1 protein-coding gene is annotated in these 1,749 nt (G+C 72.0%); it reads right to left on the bottom strand.

The features are described 5' to 3' along the window. On the bottom strand, window positions 1-1,749 hold a 1,749-nt coding region (locus QMO14_RS33210; protein ID WP_301512381.1), incomplete at both ends, for an Ig-like domain-containing protein.

Genomic DNA, 1,749 nt, shown 5'->3' with positions numbered 1-1,749 from the left:
CGAGTGAGCCGGCCTGGGCCGTGCCGGTGATCGCATTGCCGTTGGTCGGATTGACCACCGGCGCCGCCGGGGACACTGCATTGACCGTGGCCCTGGCTTCAGGGCTGCTGTTGCCGGCGGCGTCCGTCGCGGCCACATGCAGGACCGTGCCGTGGGCGGGAGGCGTCGTCGGTTTGAAACTGTACGCACCACCGGTCGTGGCGGTCGTGCTGCCGATGAGCTTGCCCGTGTCGTCCGTGATGGTGACCACCGAGCCGGCCTCGGCCTTGCCGGTGACGAGGCTCCCGTTGGTCGGATCGACAGTGGGCCTGGCCGGCGGATCGTTGTCGACCGTGGCCGTGGCGGGCTGGCTGGCGTTGCCGGCTGCGTCGGTCGCGACCACGCTGATCTTCACGCCGTCCTGCAGCGGCCGGGCCGGCGTCACGGCGTATTCGCCGTTGCTGCCCGCGGTTGCGCTGCCGACGAGGTTGCCCGCGCCGTCCTTGACGGTGACCAGCGAGCCCGCTTCGGCTGTGCCTGCGATGGTGCCGCCCGAGGTCGGCTTGACCGTGGGTGCATCGGGGGCCTTGCTGTCGACCTTGGCCGTGGCGGGTGCGCTGGTGTTGCCAGCCGCGTCGGTGGCGGTCACGCTCAGCTCGGTGTCGTGCGCCGGGGGCGTTGCGGGCTTGACGACGTAGTTGCCGTTGGCGTCCGCCGTCGCGCTGCCGACGCTGTTGCCGGCGCCGTCCTTGACGAGAACGAGCGAGCCCGCTTCGGCCGCGCCTGTGATGGTGCCGCCGCTCGTGGGCTTGACGGTGGGCGCGTTCGGGGCGGCGCTGTCCACCGTGGCCGTGGCAGCAGGGCCGGTGTTGCCCGCCGCATCGGTGGCCGAGACGCCGAGCGTCGTGCCATGCGCCACGGGGGTCGCGGGTTTGACGGCGTAGTTGCCGTTCGCATCGGCCGTCGCGCTGCCGATCAGCTTGCCTGCCTGGTCCTGCACCGTGACGACGGAGCCGGCCTCCGCCTTGCCGGCGATGGTGCTGCCGTTGGTCGGATCGACCGTGGGCCTGCCCGGGGGCACGGCGTCCACAGTGGCAGTGGCCGCGGCGCTGACGTTGCCCGCAGCGTCGGTGGCCACCGCGGTGATCTTCGCGCCGTCTTCCAGCGGCTTGGCAGGCGTGACGGTGTAGAGGCCATCTGCTGCGGCGGTCGCGCTTCCGACCACCTTGCCTGCGCCGTCCTTGACGGTGACCACCGAGCCGGCCTCGGCGCGGCCGGTGATCGGATCGCCGTGGGTCGGCTCGATCGTCGGCGCGTCGGGCGCCTTGGCGTCGACCTTGGCCGTGGCAGGCGCGCTGGTGTTGCCGGCCGCGTCGGTCGCGGTGAGCTGCAGCACGGTGTCGTGCGCGGGAGCGATCGCGGGCTTGACGCTGTAGTTGCCGCTGCCGTCCGCGGTCGCGCTGCCGATGGTGTTGCCCGCACCGTCCTTCACGGTGACGAGTGAGCCGGCCTGGGCCGTGCCGGTGATCGCATTGCCGTTGGTCGGATTGACCACCGGCGCCGCCGGGGACACTGCATTGACCGTGGCCCTGGCTTCAGGGCTGCTGTTGCCGGCGGCGTCCGTCGCGGCCACATGCAGGACCGTGCCGTGGGCGGGAGGCGTCGTCGGTTTGAAACTGTACGCACCACCGGTCGTGGCGGTCGTGCTGCCGATGAGCTTGCCCGTGTCGTCCGTGATGGTGACCACCGAGCCGGCCTCGGCCTTGCCGG

This window comes from Variovorax sp. CAN15 (genome assembly GCF_030462475.1).
In the GTDB taxonomy this organism is placed as follows: Bacteria; Pseudomonadota; Gammaproteobacteria; order Burkholderiales; family Burkholderiaceae_C; genus Variovorax.
The sequence above is the reverse complement of the archived record's forward strand: the minus strand, read 5'-3'. Positions and strand labels throughout refer to the sequence as shown.